14 protein-coding genes are annotated in these 15624 nt (G+C 74.7%); 3 read left to right on the top strand and 11 right to left on the bottom strand.

The genetic code is table 11. The features are described from left to right. Window positions 1-51 precede the first annotated feature (51 nt). From ABZ444_RS50400 to ABZ444_RS50380, 5 genes are read right to left on the bottom strand one after another with little or no spacing between them, the layout of a single operon-like run. On the bottom strand, window positions 52-1329 hold the full coding sequence (locus ABZ444_RS50400) for an ABC transporter substrate-binding protein (protein WP_358012316.1): 1278 nt from the start codon (window positions 1327-1329) through the stop codon (window positions 52-54). Further along, window positions 1319-2422, bottom strand: coding sequence for a branched-chain amino acid ABC transporter permease (locus ABZ444_RS50395; protein WP_358012313.1), 1104 nt, complete (start codon window positions 2420-2422; stop codon window positions 1319-1321). The genes ABZ444_RS50400 and ABZ444_RS50395 overlap by 11 nt, the downstream gene beginning before the upstream one ends. Beyond that, window positions 2415-3305 (bottom strand): branched-chain amino acid ABC transporter permease, encoded by an 891-nt coding sequence (locus ABZ444_RS50390; RefSeq protein WP_358012310.1) that lies wholly within the window; start codon window positions 3303-3305, stop codon window positions 2415-2417. Before ABZ444_RS50390 ends, ABZ444_RS50395 begins: the two co-directional genes overlap by 8 nt. Further along, the gene (locus tag ABZ444_RS50385) at window positions 3302-4072 is read right to left on the bottom strand and encodes an ABC transporter ATP-binding protein (protein WP_357976662.1); all 771 of its coding nucleotides are present in this window, start codon (window positions 4070-4072) and stop codon (window positions 3302-3304) included. The genes ABZ444_RS50390 and ABZ444_RS50385 overlap by 4 nt, the downstream gene beginning before the upstream one ends. Before the next feature lie 23 nt (window positions 4073-4095). Next, window positions 4096-4872, bottom strand: a complete 777-nt coding sequence (locus ABZ444_RS50380; protein WP_358012308.1) for an ABC transporter ATP-binding protein — start codon at window positions 4870-4872, stop codon at window positions 4096-4098. Window positions 4873-5060: 188 nt separating this feature from the next. Here ABZ444_RS50380 and ABZ444_RS50375 point away from each other — a divergent pair, with 188 nt between their 5' ends. After that, window positions 5061-6263 carry a helix-turn-helix domain-containing protein gene (locus tag ABZ444_RS50375; RefSeq protein WP_358012306.1) on the top strand — a complete coding sequence of 401 codons (1203 nt, stop codon included), beginning with the start codon at window positions 5061-5063 and terminating at the stop codon, window positions 6261-6263. A gap of 47 nt (window positions 6264-6310) precedes the next feature. Here the strand turns inward: ABZ444_RS50375 and ABZ444_RS50370 are convergent, their stop codons facing one another. From ABZ444_RS50370 to ABZ444_RS50350, 5 genes are all read right to left on the bottom strand, one after another. Beyond that, on the bottom strand, window positions 6311-7999 hold the full coding sequence (locus ABZ444_RS50370; RefSeq protein ID WP_358012303.1) for an aromatic amino acid ammonia-lyase: 1689 nt from the start codon (window positions 7997-7999) through the stop codon (window positions 6311-6313). A 131-nt stretch (window positions 8000-8130) separates the two neighbouring features. Continuing rightward, complete coding sequence (locus ABZ444_RS50365) at window positions 8131-8916, bottom strand: ABC transporter ATP-binding protein (RefSeq protein WP_357976647.1); 786 nt, start codon at window positions 8914-8916, stop codon at window positions 8131-8133. Then, window positions 8906-10018, bottom strand: a complete 1113-nt coding sequence (locus ABZ444_RS50360; RefSeq protein WP_358012300.1) for an iron ABC transporter permease — start codon at window positions 10016-10018, stop codon at window positions 8906-8908. The genes ABZ444_RS50365 and ABZ444_RS50360 overlap by 11 nt, the downstream gene beginning before the upstream one ends. Next, window positions 10011-11084: an ABC transporter substrate-binding protein gene (locus ABZ444_RS50355; RefSeq protein WP_358012297.1), complete on the bottom strand. Its 1074-nt coding sequence runs from the start codon at window positions 11082-11084 to the stop codon at window positions 10011-10013. Before ABZ444_RS50355 ends, ABZ444_RS50360 begins: the two co-directional genes overlap by 8 nt. Window positions 11085-11219: 135 nt before the next feature. Beyond that, window positions 11220-11837 (bottom strand): hypothetical protein, encoded by a 618-nt coding sequence (locus tag ABZ444_RS50350; protein WP_358012294.1) that lies wholly within the window; start codon window positions 11835-11837, stop codon window positions 11220-11222. A gap of 185 nt (window positions 11838-12022) precedes the next feature. Here ABZ444_RS50350 and ABZ444_RS50345 point away from each other — a divergent pair, with 185 nt between their 5' ends. Next, window positions 12023-12631 (top strand): hypothetical protein, encoded by a 609-nt coding sequence (locus tag ABZ444_RS50345; RefSeq protein WP_358012291.1) that lies wholly within the window; start codon window positions 12023-12025, stop codon window positions 12629-12631. A gap of 10 nt (window positions 12632-12641) precedes the next feature. On the opposite strand, the gene ABZ444_RS50340 is transcribed toward ABZ444_RS50345, so the two are convergent. Then, window positions 12642-14366, bottom strand: a complete 1725-nt coding sequence (locus ABZ444_RS50340) for a phosphatidylglycerol lysyltransferase domain-containing protein (protein WP_358012288.1) — start codon at window positions 14364-14366, stop codon at window positions 12642-12644. Between the two features lie 78 nt (window positions 14367-14444). On the opposite strand from ABZ444_RS50340, the gene ABZ444_RS50335 reads away from it, so the two are divergent. Continuing rightward, on the top strand, window positions 14445-15533 hold the full coding sequence (locus ABZ444_RS50335; protein ID WP_358012285.1) for an alpha/beta hydrolase-fold protein: 1089 nt from the start codon (window positions 14445-14447) through the stop codon (window positions 15531-15533). Window positions 15534-15624: the final 91 nt, after the last annotated feature.

Here is a 15624-nt window from a genome sequence, read left to right as displayed (position 1 = left end):
GGCTCGCCGACGAGCCCGGCCGGGGGGACGCCGGGCGGTGGGGCCCACCGGTCAGCCGGCCGCCGGGACGGTGTACTTCGCGGCCAGCTCCGACACCGCCGCCTCCTTGACGATGACGGCGCCGCCCACCGCCTGCTTGTCGGGCTTGACCACGTAGGAGGCGCGCGAGGCGGGCCGGTCGAAGACGCTGAAGTCCATCGGCGTGCCGCCCAGCCCGGCCTCCCACGACTTCTGCGACCGGTGGGCCGCGACGATGCCCGCCCGGCTGAGGTCCTTGGCCTGGCACGCCTTGCGCAGCGCGTCGCCGACGATGATCGCCGCGGTCCACCCGGCCGCCACGCCGCTGTCCAGGGGCTGGCCGGCGTACTTGGCCCGGTAGTCGGCGACGAGCTTGGCGTAGGCGGGCAGCGGCGCGCTGATCGGGGCGCCCGCGGTCACGTAGAAGAAGTCCTTCAGCAGCGCCGGCGCGGCCGGGGTGGCCAGGAGCTGCGGGCTGTAGGCCGAGTTGCTGCCCACGAACGGCACGTCCATCCCGGCGGCCAGGGCCACGCCGACCAGCGAGGCCGCCTGGCGCGGGCCGACCGAGACCAGCACGGCCCTGACGCCGGCCTTCCTGAACGCCGCCACCTGCGCGGTCATGTCCTGGTCGGTCGCCTTGATCTTCTGCTCGACCAGCGTGAGCCCCAGCTCGCCGGCGGCGTACTTGGACCCGGCCAGCGCGCTCTCGCCGTAGTCGCCCTCGAAGTACAGGTGGCCGATCCGGTCCCCGGCCTTGACACCCTTCTCCTTCACCAGGAAGCCGACGGCGTTGATCATGTCCACGTCGTAGGTGGTGCCGGTGACCTGGATGGCCTCGCTGCCGAGCAGGCTGGTGGCCCACGCCATGGGCAGGGTGAGGATCTTGTCCGCGGTGATCCGGTCCTTGAGCGCGGTGACCATCGGCGAGCCGATGAACTGCGGGATCGCGGCCGTCCTCGGCGCGACCTCGGCGTAGGCGGCCATCGCCTTCTGCGCGTCGTAACCGTGGTCGCGGACGATGGTCTCGATCTTCCTGCCGCAGACGCCGCCGCTCTGGTTGACCTGCTCGAAGTAGAGCTGCTGCGCCTGGGTGAGGCTCTTGCCCAGCGAGGCGTAGGGGCCGGTCAGGTCGGTGAGCAGGCTGAGCGTGATCGTGTCGGCGGTGACGCCGGGGCCGGTCCTGACGCCGTCGCCGCCGGCGGCGGTGGCGGTCGCCTGGCCGCCGCCGGTGGCCTTGCCGCTGGCGCAGGCGGTGGCCGCCAGCCCCAGCGCCAGCAGCGCGGCCAGGACGGCCGTGCGGTTACGGGACATGTGAGCTCCTGGTCTTCGGGGACGGATCCGGTGACGGTGAAGCGGACGGGCGGCGCCCCGGTGACCGGCGGCGCAGGGCGCGCGGCAGGCCGAGCAGGCCGCCCGGGAGGAAGAGCACGACGGCGACGACGGCGGCGCCGTACAGGATGCGGGCGGCCTCGGCGGGGGACAGGCCGCCGCCGGAGCCGGACGGGGACACCAGGGGGATGGCGTCGCCGTACCGGGTCAGCAGCTGCGGCAGCAGGGAGACGAAGACGGCGCCGAGCACCGCGCCGCCCACCGAGCCCAGGCCGCCGATGACGATCATCGCGAGGTAGTCGAGGGAGAGCAGCATGCCGAAGTAGTCGGGCACGGTCCGCTGGAAGACCAGGGCCAGCAGCACGCCGGCCAGGCCGCCGTACATGGACGACAACACGAAGACGCCGGCCCGGTAGCGGGTGACGGGCACGCCCATCACCCCGGCGGCGATCTCGTGGTCGCGGATCGTGTTCAGCGCCCTGCCGGGCCGCCCGCGCAGCACGCCGCGGGCGAACAGCGCCGCCGCCAGCAGCGCCAGGCCGCCCAGGAACCACAGCCGCTCCAGCGCGCCGAACGGGACGTCCATGACGACCAGCTCCGGCCCGTCGGCGAAGGCGAACCCGAAGACCTCCATCGCCGGGACGGCACGCCCGTTGAACCCGCCGGTGACCGGCCCGGCGTTGAACAGCAGATGCTGCCCGCCGAAGATCAGCGCCAGCGTGGCGATGCCCAGGTAGGCGCCCTTGAGCCGGCCCGCGATCGGGCTGAACAGCCCGCCCGCGACGCCGGCCAGCGCCACCGCCAGCACCGCGGCCACCGGCGTCGGCAGGCCCAGGCCGCCGAGCGACGCGGTGGGCTCGGCGGCCAGGTAGACGTAGGCGTAGGCGCCGACGGCCAGGAAGAACGCGTGGCCCATGGACAACTGCCCGGTCGCCCCGGTCAGCAGGTTGACGCCGATCGCGCCGATCGCGGCCGCCATCGCGAACAGGCCCGCCTGCAGCCAGAACCCCTCCAGGTAGAAGGGCACGGCGACGAAGACGGCCAGGGCCGCCAGTGACACGACGGGCCTAGACACGGGCCCGCTCCCTCGTCCCGAACAGCCCGGCGGGCCGCAGCAGCAGCACGACGACCATGACGAGGAACGGCGCCACGTCGCCGATCCCGCGGCCGAGGAAGGCCAGGTCGTTCTGGTAGCCGGTGGTCAGGGCCTCGGTGACGCCGACGATCAGGCCGCCGGCCAGCGCGCCCGTGGTGGAGTCCAGGCCGCCGAGTATCGCGGCGGGGAAGGCCTTCAGCGCGGCCAGCGAGGAGCCGCGGTCCAGGCCGGGCGTGGGGAAGACGCACAGGAACAGCGCGGCCACCGCGGCCAGCGCCCCGGCCACGGCCCACGCGCCGACCGAGACCCGGCCGAGCCGCACGCCCATGAGCGCGGCCGTCTCGGGGTCCTCGGCGGTGGCCCGCATCGCCACCCCCCACCCGGTGTACTTGAACGCCAGCAGGAACGCCGCGATCAGCGCCCCGGCCACGGCCAGCGCGACGACCCGGGTCTCGGCGACCGTGACCGGCCCGAGGCGCAGCACCCGCGAGCCCCACGGGTCGCCCATGGCCAGCACCTCGGTGCCGATCCGCCGGGTGAGCTCGGTGGTCAGCACGATGTCCACGCCGATGGTGACGATGGCCAGCACGCTGTGCGAACCGGCCTTCGAGCGGCGGATGACCAGGAACTCCACCAGCGCCCCGATGACCGCCGCCGCCGCGACCCCGGCCAGCAGCGCGGGCCAGAAGCCGAGGTGGGGGTGCAGCCGCGCCACCACGTACCCGCCGGCCAACAGCAGCGAGGCGTGCGCGAAGTTCACCACCTCGGTCGCCTTGAAGATGACGACGAAGCCCAGCGCGATCAGCGCGTAGACGGCCCCCAGCGAGACCCCGTTGACGAGCAGCTCCACGAAGGTGATCACTCCGTCTCCTCCACGCCCAGGTACGCGCCGATGACCGCCGGGTCGTTCTGCACCTCGGCGGGCGGCCCGTCGGCGATGCGGCGGCCGAAGTCCAGCACGGTCACCCGGTCGGCCAGCCGCATGACCATGCCCATGTCGTGCTCGACCAGCAGGACGGAGACGCCCAGGCTCTCCCGTACCGACCTGATCAGCCCGGCCATCTCCAGCCGCTCGCCGCCGTTCATCCCGGCGACCGGCTCGTCCAGCAGGAGCAGGCGTGGCTCCATGGCCAGGGCCCTGGCCAGCTCGACCCGCTTCTGCACGCCGTACGGGAGCAGCCCGACCGGCGTGTCCAGCACCGCGGCGAGCCCGGCGAAGGCCGCGATCTCGGCGACCCTGGCGGCGTGGGCGCGCCGCTCGCGGCGCGCGCCCGGCAGGCCGAGCCCGGCGGAGACGAACCCGGCCCGGGTGAGCCGGTGGCGGCCCAGCAGCAGGTTGTCCCGCACCGGCTGGTGCGGGGAGAGCGCGATGTTCTGGAACGTGCGGGCGACGCCGAGCGCGGCGATCCGGTGCGGGCGCAGCGCGGTCAGCTCGCTCGCGCCGAACCTGACGCTGCCCGAGGCGGCCCGGCAGACGCCGGACAGCACGTTGAAGCAGGTGGACTTGCCCGCGCCGTTGGGGCCGATGAGCGCGTGCACGGTGCCGGGCGCGACCGTGAAGCCGACGCCGTCCAGCGCCGTCAGGCCGGCGAAGCGGACGGTCACGTCGCGTACCTCCAGGGCGGGCATACCATCCGGTTGGTATGTCGGGGTCACGCGGACCACCTCGACAACCCGGCCCTCGCCTGCGGGGCGGGCGTCCCGTCGCCCACGCCCAGGTAGCGGCGGCGCACCCCGTCACCGGCGGCCAGCTCGGCCGCGGGCCCCGCCAGCGCGACCGCGCCGACCTCCAGCACGTACGCGTGGGAGGCCAGCGACAGGGCCGTGGCGACGTTCTGCTCGACGAGCAGGATCGAGGTGCCGGCGGCGTTGATCGTCCTGATCGTGGCGGCGATCGTGGCGGCCGCCCGAGGGGCCAGGCCGAGCGTCGGCTCGTCCAGCAGCAGCACCGACGGCTCGGCCATCAGCGCCCGGCCGATGGCCAGCATCTGCTGCTCGCCGCCCGACAGCAGCCCGGCGCGCTGGTGCGCGCGCTCGGCCAGGACGGGGAACAGCTCGCGCACCCGCCGCCTGGCCCGGACGGCGGCCGCGCGCGGCGTGGCCAGGCCGCCGGCCCGCAGGTTCTCCTCCACCGTCATGCGGGCGAACACGCGGCGGCCCTCGGGCACGTGCGTGACGCCGCGCCGCACCACGGCCGCGGCCGGCTGCCCGTCCACCCGCGCTCCGGCCAGGGTGACGCCGCCCGCGGCGATCCGGCCCCGGTGGAACCGGAGCGTTCCCGAGACCGCCCGCAGCAACGTCGTCTTCCCGGCGCCGTTCGCGCCCAGCACGGCCACCACCGCCCCGGACGGCACGCTCAGTGACACGCCGTCCAGCGCCCGGACGGGACCGTAGTCCACCACGAGACCGTCCACGCTCAGCTCGGCCATTCGTCTTCCTCACAGGACCCCATGGCGGCCCACCCAAACCGGCGGGCGGGGCCGCCGTCCAGATGCGGCGGCGAAGTCGGGCTCGCTGCCCACCGCGGTAGGGGGCCCGTTGTGCAGCCGCACAACGCGAGGTCACAAAACGCTACAGAGCCTTGTTCTGGAACGGCGGGCGGTGGCAGCCTCGGGGAATGCGTCCCCCTACGGTCGTGGACGAGGACGTCCGCCAGACGTTACGCACCGCAGCCAGGGCACTGCTCGAACGCCTGCCCGAACTGACCGGCGAGCTGGTCGCCAGGACGCGCGGCGGCGACGACGTCTACAGCGCCTGCGTCCCCTACGACGAGCACTGGAAGAGCACCCTCGAAGGCGTGCGCCTGGGCCTGACCGCGATCCTGCAGGAGCCGTCCGAGCGGCGCGACCTGGTCTTCACCCGGTCGATGGCCCAGCGCAGGGCCGAACAGGGCCTTCCGCTGGAGTCGCTGCTGCGCATGTACCGCCTGGCCGGCCAGGTCACCTGGGCGGCGATCGTGGACCACATGGAACGCGAGCGCCCCGAACGCCTCGACGTCCTGGTCCGCGCCGCCAGCCACGTCTGGCACGCGATCGACCGGCAGTCGCTGGTGGCCTGCGACGTCTACGGCAGGCGCGAGCAGGAGATCCTCGGCCGCAGCAAGGAACGCGTCAACGCGCTGCTGGACGCCCTGCTCGACGGCGCCGCCGACGCGGGGGTGGTGCGCGCCGCCGCCGACTCCCTCGACCTGCCCGAACGCGCCCGCTACGCCGTCGTCACCGTGCGCTTCCCCCGCGGACGCCACCACGACGACGTCCGGCTGCCCGCGACCCTGGGCGCGCTGCGGCTGCTGTGGCGCATGCGCACCGGGCACGAGGTCGCCGTCGTCGCGCTCGGCCGGGCCACCCTGGACGACCTGTGCCAGGAGCTGAGCCTCATCGTCAGCGGCGTGGCCGGCGTCAGCCCCGTCGTCACCGGCCTGGACGAGCTGGGCACCGCGCACGAGCTGGCCTCTCTCGCCATGCGCACCTGCGCCGACGGCGGCCCGGAGATCGCCCGCCTGGACGAGCGCGTGCCCGCCGTGCTGATGATCAGCCGGCCCGGCGTCACCGGGCACCTCGTCGAAGGCGCGCTCGGCCGGCTGCTCGCCCTCGACCCGGCCGACCGCGACACGCTGCTGACCACCCTGGAGACCTGGCTGGCCTGCGACGGCTCGGCCGCCAGGGCCGCCGGCCGGCTGTTCTGCCACCGCAACACGATCATCAACCGGGTCCGCAGGATCGAGCAGCTCACCGGCCGCTCGCTCACCCGCCCACGGGACATCGTCGACCTCGCGCTGGCCCTGGACGCGGTCCGCCTGCTGCCCCCGCCCGCCGGGTGAGCCCCCGGGCCGCGGCGGCCTGCGCACCCCTCACCCGTTCCGGTGCGTCACCGGGCGGTGTACGGCGTCAGGCCGCCCGCGTGCACCAGCGAGATCGTCCGTTCCAGGTCGGGGGTCAGGTAACGGTCGTCGCCCAGCGGCGCGACGTGGCGCCTGAGCTCGTCGTGCAGGGCGCGGGTCGCCGTCCCGAGCGGCAGGCCGGCCATCTTCGCCGCGATCAGGTCGATGCCCTGCGCCGCCATCAGGTACTGCACCGCCAGCACGATCTCCAGGCGGTCGAGGTTCGCGTGCAGGTCACGGGCCGAGGCCATCGCCATCGTGTTGTGGTCCTCCTGGCCGTCCTTCACCGGACGCGACAACGTGCCCGCCGGATGGGCCCTGACCTGCATCTCGGGGACCACCGCCGCGGCCACCGACTGCGCCTGCACCATCCCGGAGTTCAGGCCGACGCTCCCGCCGGCCAGGTTCGCCGGCAGGCCGTAGCTCCAGCGGGGCGACAGCAGGCGTCCGGACAACTCCTGCGACAGGACGCCGAGGTCGGTGATCTCGGCGTTCAGGCTGTCGGCGAGGTGGCCCATGATCGAGCCGTCCCAGTTGCCGCCCATCACGAACTCGTAGCCGGGGCCGCCTTCCCGCCGGAAGACCAGCGGGTTGGAGGTCGAGGAGTTGGCCTCGCGCGCCAGCGTCCGGCGGATGGCGGCGAGCACCTGCCGCAGCCCGGCCATGATGTGCGGGGCCGCGCGCACCGAGACCGCGTCCTGCACGCGTGGGGTGTAGTTCGCCGGGTCGAGCCGCCTGCGGCCCTCCTCGGTCATCCATTCCGAACCCGCGACCATGGCCCGCAGCCGCGCCGCGACCGCGTCCTCCTCCGGGATGTGCCGCTCGCGGTGCGTACGCGCGTCCAGCGAGCCGCGCTCGGCCCTGGTCGCCTCCATGAACAGGGCGAAGGCCCCCTCCGCCTGGTCGGCGAGCACCGTGGCCCGGTGCACGGCGTGCATCAGCGTGGCGGCCAGCACCGTGCTGCCGCTGACGATCGGCAGCGCCTCCCCGGCCTCGAAGGTGAAGCTCGCGGGCAGCCCGGCCCGCGGCAACATCTGCGAGGCCGGCCCGGTCTCGCCCCGGTAGTGCACCGGCGCGTCCTCGCCCAGCGCGGCCAGCCCGGCCGCCGCCTGCGGCTGCAGGTCGCCGGTGCCGAGCGAGCCGATCTGCGGCATCACCGGCACGACCCCGGCGTTCACCAGGGACAGCAGCCGCTGCGGCACCTCGGGCCGTACGCCCATCTTCGCCCTGGCCATCTGGTTGGCCTTGAGGATCAGCGCCAGCCTGACCACGTCGTCGGGGAACGCCGGGCCGACGCCCGCCGCGTGCGAACGCAGCACGTTGCGCTGGAACTGCTCGGCCTCCTCCGGCGAGAGCGGGCGGTCCTTCAGCGGGCCGAGCGCCTGGTTCCAGCCGTACACCCGCTGGCCGCTCAGGGCCGCCAGCGCCCCCGCCCGCGACTGCGCCATGCGGGCCCGCGCGGCCTCCGACACCCGCGCGAGCACGGGACGGCCCGCCAGGATCGCGAAGGCGTCCCGCAGCGCGAACCGGCCGCCGTCCAGCACCAGGTTCAGCACCGGCGCCGCCCCCGGCGGGGCCGGAGCCGCGACCGGAGCCGGCACCGGGGGAGGGGCCGGGACGGCGACGGCCCGCTCCGGCACGCACACCGCCGCGAGCAGGCCGACACCGGCGGCCATTCGTCCTACCTTGCTGATCGACACGGTCCCCCGGCCCCTTCACGACGAAGATCCACTCCGCTCCGTTTATAACCGGCCGGACGGACGGCGCCCGGCACGGCTCCGCACCGGGGGACGAGTGCTGACCCGCCCTAGGGCAGGCGCTTACCTCCCGCCCTGGAGGCCACCGCCACATGCGGCCGCCCGGTGATCGGATGCGGCCCCACATGCGCCAGGACGCCGAAGACCTCCTCGATGAAGGCCGGGGTCAGCACCTCCAGGGGCGGCCCCTGCCCGGCGACCCGGCCCTCGCGCAGCACGACGATCCGGTCGGCGTAGGCGGCGGCCTGGTCCAGGTCGTGCAGGGCGGCCAGCAGGGTCAGGCCGAGTGAGCGGATCAGGTCCAGCAGGAGGAGCTGGGACCCGACGTCCAGGTGGTTGCCCGGCTCGTCCAGGATCAGCAGCGGCGCCTCCTGGGCCAGCGCGCGGGCCAGCAGCACGCGCTGCCGCTCGCCGCCGGACAGCGTGGTCATCAGCCGGTCGGCCGCCCAGTCCATGCCGACCCGCTCCAGGGCCGTGGCGACCACCGCCCGGTCGCCCGCGCTCTCCCGGTCCAGCGCCCGCTTGTGGCTGTGCCGTCCGGCCGCGACGACCTCGGCCACCGAGAACCCCTCTCCGGCCGGGTTGTGCTGCGGCAGGACCGCCCGGCGCCGCGCGGCGTGCCGGGGCCGCATCCGCCACAGGTCGTCGCCGTCCAGCCGGACGACGCCGCCCGACGGGCGCAGCGACCGGTAGACCGTGCGCAGCAGCGTGGACTTGCCGCTGCCGTTCGGCCCGACCAGCGCCACGAACTCGCCCGGCCCGGCGCTCAGCGTGACGTCGGTGACGATGGGCCGCGCGTCGATGCTCGCGCTGACGCCCGCGAGGTCAAGCCGCATCGCCGCCGCCTCCCGCCCGCCGCCGGCGCAGCAGCCACAGGAAGAACGGCACGCCGAGCCCCGTGGTGAAGATGCCCACCGGCAGCTCGTTCGGCCGGTCGGCCACCCGCGCGGCCAGGTCGACCAGCACCAGGAACACCGCCCCGGCCAGCAGCGAGACCGGCAGCACCCGGCGGTGGTCGGCCCCGACCACGAACCGGACCATGTGCGGGACCATCAGCCCGATGAACCCGATGCCGCCGACCACGCTGACCACCGTCGCCGTCAGCAGCGACCCGGCCGCCAGCAGCCCGATCCGCAGCGCGGCGACCGGCACGCCGATCGCGACCGCGGACTCCTCACCGGCCAGCAGCGCGTTGAGCGCCCGCGCCTGCGAGGACAGCCAGGCCACGCAGCACACGACGAGCAGCGCGGGCACGCCCAGGTCGGCCCACGACGCCCCGGCGACGCTGCCCATCAGCCAGAACATCATGCCCTGCAGCTCGGTCGGGTTGAGCTGGAGCTGCACGAACGTGGTGGCCGCCGAGCACAGGTAGCCGACGGCCACGCCGGTCAGCACCAGCCACGAGTCCAGCAGCCGCCCGGAACGCTGGGACAGGACGTACACCACCAGCGCCGACAGCAGCGCGGCGGCGAAGGCGGCCCCCGTGACGCCGAGCGCGCCGGTCAGCCCGGCCAGCGCGCCGCCCCCGAGCGCGGGCACCAGCACGGCCCCCAGCGACGCCGCCGACGACACGCCCAGCACGTACGGGTCGGCGAGCGGGTTGCGGACCAGCGCCTGCAACGCCACCCCGGCCACCGACAACGCGGCCCCGGCCAGCGCGGCCAGCAGCGCCCGGGGCGTGCGGATCTCCCACACGACCTGCGCGAGCAGCGGATCGGCCTGCTCGCCGCGCCCGGTCAGGTACGCCCACACCACCCCCCACACCTGGTCCGGCGGCAGGTTCACCGACCCGGCGGAGATCCCGATCACCAGGGCCACGACCAGCGCGGCCCCGAGCCCGGCCAGCAGGAACCCGGTCGCCCGCCCGGACACCGCGTGCGGCCGCCGCGGCGGGACGGGGACGGCGCGGCGCGGCGGCGCGGTCAGCGTGTCAGCCACCGGGATGCACCACCTTGGAGATCTTCTCCACGGCCCAGGCGTTCAGCGGCCCGAGATAGACGCCGTCGGAGACGACCGTGAAGCTCCTGGATCTGGCCGCGGCCCAGTGGGGATAGGCGGCGAACAGCTTCGCCGCCGCCTCCGCGCCCTTCTCCTCGGGCGTGAACAGCCCGACGACCAGCACGTCCACCTGGGCTGTGGCGAGCTGCTCGCGGTTGAGTGTGCGCGTCATGTCGGCGGTCTGGCCGGCGAAGGCGTTGACCCCGCCGGCCGCCCTGATGACGTCGTCGTAGATGCCGCCGGTCATCACGGCGGGCAGGCCGTTGGCGTTCATCATGGCCATGCCGGGATAGGCGATCAGCACCTTCTTGGGCGGCAGCGCCGCGACGCGGGCCCGTACCGACTCCACCCGCGCCCGCAGCCGGCCGATCAGGTCGAACGCCTTGCGCTGCACGTCGAACACCCGTCCGAGCAGGCTGAGGAACTCCAGCGAGGAGTTGATCGACTGGTTGCGGTAGGCGCGCTTCTCCTGCTCGGTGGCCGCCGGCTTGCCCATCGCGCAGTTGACCGGGTTGACCAGCGAGGTGATGCCGGCCGCGGCGAGCTGTTCGCGGGTGGCGAAGCCCCGGGCGGGGTCGAACCCGCCCGACCAGGTGGAGACCACCAGGTCCGGCTTGAGCTTGAGCACCTGCTCGGCGGGCACGTCGAAGTTCTTGTTCATGGTCAGCCCGCCGGTCGGCAGCGCCTTGACGCGGGCCGTCATGGACGGGTCGTCGGACACGCCGTAGCTCTGGGCGTTGGCCAGGATGCTGCGCTCCAGCCCGAGCAGCAGGAAGCTCTCCACCTCGCCGACGCTGGTGCCGTTCAGGATCAGGACGCGCTGCGGTGGCCGGCGGAAGGTGACCCGCGTGCCGCAGTTGTCGAAGGTGAGGGGGTAGACGGTCCGGCCGGCGGACGCCGGCGCGACGGTGGCCGCCTGGCCGCCGGTCGCCGCGGGCGTGCCGCAGGCGGCGGCCAGCAGCACGAGCGCGAGCGCCGAGGCCCGGCGGGTACGGGAAGGTCTCATGGGTGATGTCCTCTGAGTCGAGTCCGGAGGCGCGCACGCCGGACCGGCCCCACGGCGGGGGCGGGCACGGCGGCGAGCCGGGATTGTCGTCGGAGGAACCGCGGAGTACGGGCGCGCGAAGGACCGCGGGCGCGCTCAGGCGGGCAGGCCCACGACCGTCGGACGGACCGGCCACCGCGGCTCCGGTCCACCCGCGGGAGGCCCCCGCAGCACCAGCACGTGCCGCAGGAACAGCCGGACGCGCGCCGTGACGTCGTCGCGCCCGCCCACCGGTGTGCGCGCCGGCGCGGCCCACCCGGACACGGCGAGGAACAGCACCAGCAGCGGGCGCAGCACCCACCCGGCCAGCTCGCGGACCAGGGCGCACAGCCCCGACTCCACCCAGCGCAGCCAGACCGACGTCAGCAGCACGCTCGCCGCGTGCACGAGCAGCATCCCGAACCCCGGGGCGCCGGTGTCGTGCACGTGACCCAGGCTCGCGGCGTCGGCGGCGGGGGCGGGATGGTCGCAGCTCAGTGAGAGCAGCAGGTGCAGGACGACCTGCGAGGCGCCCGTCGCGGGCACGATGGCGGCCAGCGTGCGCTCACGCCCGGTCAGCGCCAGGGCCGGGGCGAGGACCAGCAGGAACCCCGCCAGCAGCGCCCAGAGGTCGAAGCAGCCGCCGCCCGCCAGGTGGGCGAGCGCGGCCAGCGCGGCACACGTGCCGGCGAAGCTCGCCGCACGCAGCCACCGCACCAACGACCACGGACCCATCGAGGCCAGATCCTCCCACACGCCCGGCTCGCCCGCGTCTCACGGGGTGGGGGCTGGGGGCGGCGTGCTTCCCGGTGGGGTGTGCGGCGCGGCCGGCGCGGCGTACGCTCCGATGGTGACCCTCCGGTTGACTCCTCCGCCGCCTGACGACCGCTCGACGACGAAGGCTCCGTGAGGAGCCGCACATGACCGGCCTCGGCCCGCGCGCGGTCCTCGTCCCCGACCTGGGCGAAGACCTGGCCCGCGCGGTGGGCGAGCTGGAGAGGCTGCTGCTGGTGCTGCGCGCCGCCGAGTCCGTGGGCTCGCCGCTGCCCGGCCCGCTCGCCGGCGGGATCGCGCTGACCGCGCTGCGCCGGCTCTGGCGCGCGATCGGCCCCACGCAGGGCAGGCGCGCCGCCGCCGCCCGCCTGGCCGGCCGCCTGTACGCCCCCGGCGGCCAGGTCGAGCACGTGCCGCTGCGCCTGGTCGACGTCGACCCGCTCGACGTGGCCACCCTGTCGGCGGCCGCGGTGGCGCTCGGCCTCGGCGCGGTCGGCAAGGGCGTGGTCCGCCAGGCCCTCGACGCCGTGTGCACCGGCCTGCCCGCCACCGAGCTGGTGTCGGCGGCCGCCCGTTTCACCGGGCTGCTCGACCTGGCCGACACCGCCGACTCCATCGTCCTGCGCGAACGGCTGGCCGCCGCCGGGCCGGGCGCCGACGTCGTCCTCACGCCGGAGGCCGAGCGCGCCTACCAGGCCACCGCCGGCCGCCTCAACACCATGTGGCCCGCCACCGGCACCGCCGCCTCTCCCTGAACCGCGCGGTTCAGGGGGGCTGGGGAGCGGCGGCGGCGCGGTCGTGCGTGAAGGGCCGGGGGAGGCGCAGGCGGGCGCGCAGCGGAAGGCCCGAGGGGATGAACGCCTCGGCCTGGAGCGCCGCGACGCCGATCCTGGGCAGGTCGCGGGCGTTCGGGTAGACGACGAAGCGCGGCTCCCAGATCGGCCGGAACTTGGCGTTGAACCGGTACAGCGACTCGATCTGGAACCAGTGCGACAGGAAGACCAGCACCGACCGCCAGGCCCGCAGCACGGGCCCCGCGCCGAGCCGGTCGCCGCGGGCCAGCGTCGAGCGGAACATCGCGAAGTTGAGCGACACCTGCGTGATCCCCAGCGACGGCGCGGCCCGCAGCGTCTCGGCGATCAGCAGCTCGTTGAGGCCCGGGTCGGCGTCGCGGTCACGGCGCATCAGGTCCAGCGAGACGCCCCGCGTCCCCCACGGCACGAAGTGCAGCACGGCTGCGAGGTCGCCGTCCTTGCCGGCGGTGGCCACCAGGCACTCGGCGTCGGCGGGGTCGCCGAAGCGGCCGAGCGCCATCGAGTAGCCGCGTTCGGTCTGGGTGCCGCGCCACAGCCCGGCGGCCCGGCGGATGCCCTCCTTCTCCTCCTCGGGCACGTCGCGGGCGCGGCGCACCCGGCAGACGTACCCGGCGCGGCGGGTGCGGTTGACCATCTGCCGCACGTTGCGCATCGCGCGGCCCTCCAGCGTGAAGCCGTCGACCTCGACGATCGCCTCGTCGCCGATCTCCAGCGCGGACAGCCCCGCCACCTTCGTCCAGACCTCGCCGCCCGTCTCGCCGCAGCCGATGACGGCGGGCACCCAGGCGTGCCGCCGCGCCTCGGCGGTGAACGCGCCGATCGCGGCCGGCCACGCCTCGCGGTCGCCGATCGGGTCGCCGCTGGCCAGCATCACGCCGGAGACGACCCGGTAGGCCACGGCCGCCTTGCCCGACGGCGAGAAGATCACGCTCTTGTCCCTGCGCAGCGCGAAGTAGCCGAGCGAGTCGCGCTCGCCGTGCACGGCCAGCAGGGCGCGCAGGCGGCGTTCGTCGTCGGCGGTCAGCTCGGCGGCCGGCCGTTCCGGGCGCAGTGCCAGGTAGAGCGTCGTCACGGCGGTCAGCGCGCCCAGCGCGACGAGGGAGAGGTAGACCAGGTCGGAGACGCGTTCCACGGTGAACGTGACCGGCCCCTCGATGCCCGCCAGCCCCAGCGCCACGTGCTCCAGCCGGTCGGCCACGCCCGGACGGCCCACCAGCGCGCCGGGCCGGACGCTCACGATCAGGTAGCCGAGCCCCATGTCGATCGCGCCGAGCACGAGCAGGTTCCACAACGCCCGCCAGCGCGAGCGCGGGTCGGGCAGCGCCGTGAACTCCCGCCTGCCGGCCACCAGCACGGCCAGCAGCACGACGCTGATCGCGGCGGTCACCGGCCGCAGGTGCAGCACGCCCATGACGGCGCTCACCGGCAGCAGCACCACCACCGCCCGCCAGGCCCGCACCTTCCCCCGGCGCAGCGCGTGCGCGATCATCACCAGCATGATGCCGACCACCAGCGACGTCGCCCGCGCCACGGTCGTCACCGTCCCGGGCAGCAGGTCCGACCACTGGCCCATCCGCGTGTGCTCCAGCCGCGGCGCCACGGCCTTGGCGATGTCCAGCAGGCCGATGACCAGCGACGCGTAACCCGCCAGCGCGGGGATCCAAGGACGCTTCACAAATACCGATTGAAGCCCCTGCCGGTTAATCTCGTCGTTAACCACGCGCTTACGCCGGCCGGGATATTCCTGCTGTTCATGGGACTGACCTCGATCGCGCTGCTGGTGGCCGCCGCGGTGCTCGCGGTGGCCGGGCTCGCGGCCACCGTCTGGGTGTGGCCGCGGCTTGCCGGGCGGGGCCTGCCGCCGGTGCTGGGCCGGGCGGGCCTGCTGGCGGGCTGCCAGGCGCTCACCGTGGCGGCGCTCGCGCTGCTGGTCAACTACTACTTCGGCTTCTACGCCTCCTGGGCGGACCTGTTCGGCGCCGACACCGGCGCCGCCCAGATCACCGTCGCCGGGGCCGCGGCCGGGCTGCGGGTGCTGGACAGCCGGGCGGTCCCGGGCGGGCGGATCGAGGAGGTCGTCCTGCCGGGCGCGACCACGCGCCTGAGCGAGGAGGCGTACGTGTTCCTGCCCTCGGCCTACTTCAAGGACCCCCGGCGCAGGTTCCCCGCGATCCTCGCCCTGACCGGCTACCCCGGCGACCCGCGCAACCTCATGACCCGCCTCGACCTGCCCGGACGGCTGGCCCACGCCATCGCCCTGCACCAGGTCGAGCCGGCCGTCCTGGTCATGATGCGGCCGAGCGTGGTGCTGCCGCGCGACACCGAGTGCGTGGACGTGCCGGGCGGCCCGCGGGCGCTGACCTACTTCGCCACCGACGTCCGGCAGGCCGTGACCGCGCACTACCGGGCGGCGGCGGGCCGCGACTCCTGGGGCGTGCTCGGCGGCTCGACCGGCGGCTACTGCGCGCTGAAGCTGGCGATGAGCCGCCCTGACGCGTTCTCCGCCGCCGTCTCCCTGTCGGGCTACTACAAGACGATCGTGGACGGCACCACCGGCGACCTGTTCCACGGTGACCAGGGGCTGGCCGACCGCAACGACCTGATGTGGCGCCTGGCCCGGCTGCCCGCGCCGCCCGTGGCCGTGCTCGTCACGAGCAGCAGGAAGGGCGAGGCCGACTACCTGCCGACCGAGCGTTTCCTGAACGCCGTCAAACCGCCCATGCGGGTCTCGTCGCTGATCCTGCCCAGCGGCGGCCACAACTTCAACACCTGGAACCGGGAGCTGCCGCAGGCGCTGCCGTGGCTGGTCCAGCAGCTCGCGGTGCCCGCCGCGGCCCCCTAGATGAATGAGTCCAAGGCATAGCTGCGGAGATAGGGCGAGGATGTCCATTCTCGGGTTGTGACGACCGAACTGGACACCCTCGCAACCGCAC

This window comes from Nonomuraea sp. NPDC005730 (assembly GCF_040630865.1).
Classification (GTDB): Bacteria; Actinomycetota; Actinomycetes; order Streptosporangiales; family Streptosporangiaceae; genus Nonomuraea.
The sequence above is the reverse complement of the archived record's forward strand: the minus strand, read 5'-3'. Positions and strand labels throughout refer to the sequence as shown.

What these genes read in the sequence shown, in the direction of transcription:
- ABZ444_RS50400 (WP_358012316.1), bottom strand. Translation starts at nt 1,329, where the DNA reads ATGTCCCGTAACCGCACGGCCGTCCTGGCCGCGCTGCTGGCGCTGGGG.
- ABZ444_RS50385 (WP_357976662.1), bottom strand. Translation starts at nt 4,072, where the DNA reads ATGCCCGCCCTGGAGGTACGCGACGTGACCGTCCGCTTCGCCGGCCTG.
- ABZ444_RS50380 (WP_358012308.1), bottom strand. Translation starts at nt 4,872, where the DNA reads ATGGCCGAGCTGAGCGTGGACGGTCTCGTGGTGGACTACGGTCCCGTC.
- ABZ444_RS50375 (WP_358012306.1), top strand. Translation starts at nt 5,061, where the DNA reads ATGCGTCCCCCTACGGTCGTGGACGAGGACGTCCGCCAGACGTTACGC.
- ABZ444_RS50370 (WP_358012303.1), bottom strand. Translation starts at nt 7,999, where the DNA reads ATGGCCGCCGGTGTCGGCCTGCTCGCGGCGGTGTGCGTGCCGGAGCGG.
- ABZ444_RS50365 (WP_357976647.1), bottom strand. Translation starts at nt 8,916, where the DNA reads ATGCGGCTTGACCTCGCGGGCGTCAGCGCGAGCATCGACGCGCGGCCC.
- ABZ444_RS50355 (WP_358012297.1), bottom strand. Translation starts at nt 11,084, where the DNA reads ATGAGACCTTCCCGTACCCGCCGGGCCTCGGCGCTCGCGCTCGTGCTG.
- ABZ444_RS50350 (WP_358012294.1), bottom strand. Translation starts at nt 11,837, where the DNA reads ATGGGTCCGTGGTCGTTGGTGCGGTGGCTGCGTGCGGCGAGCTTCGCC.
- ABZ444_RS50345 (WP_358012291.1), top strand. Translation starts at nt 12,023, where the DNA reads ATGACCGGCCTCGGCCCGCGCGCGGTCCTCGTCCCCGACCTGGGCGAA.
- ABZ444_RS50335 (WP_358012285.1), top strand. Translation starts at nt 14,445, where the DNA reads ATGGGACTGACCTCGATCGCGCTGCTGGTGGCCGCCGCGGTGCTCGCG.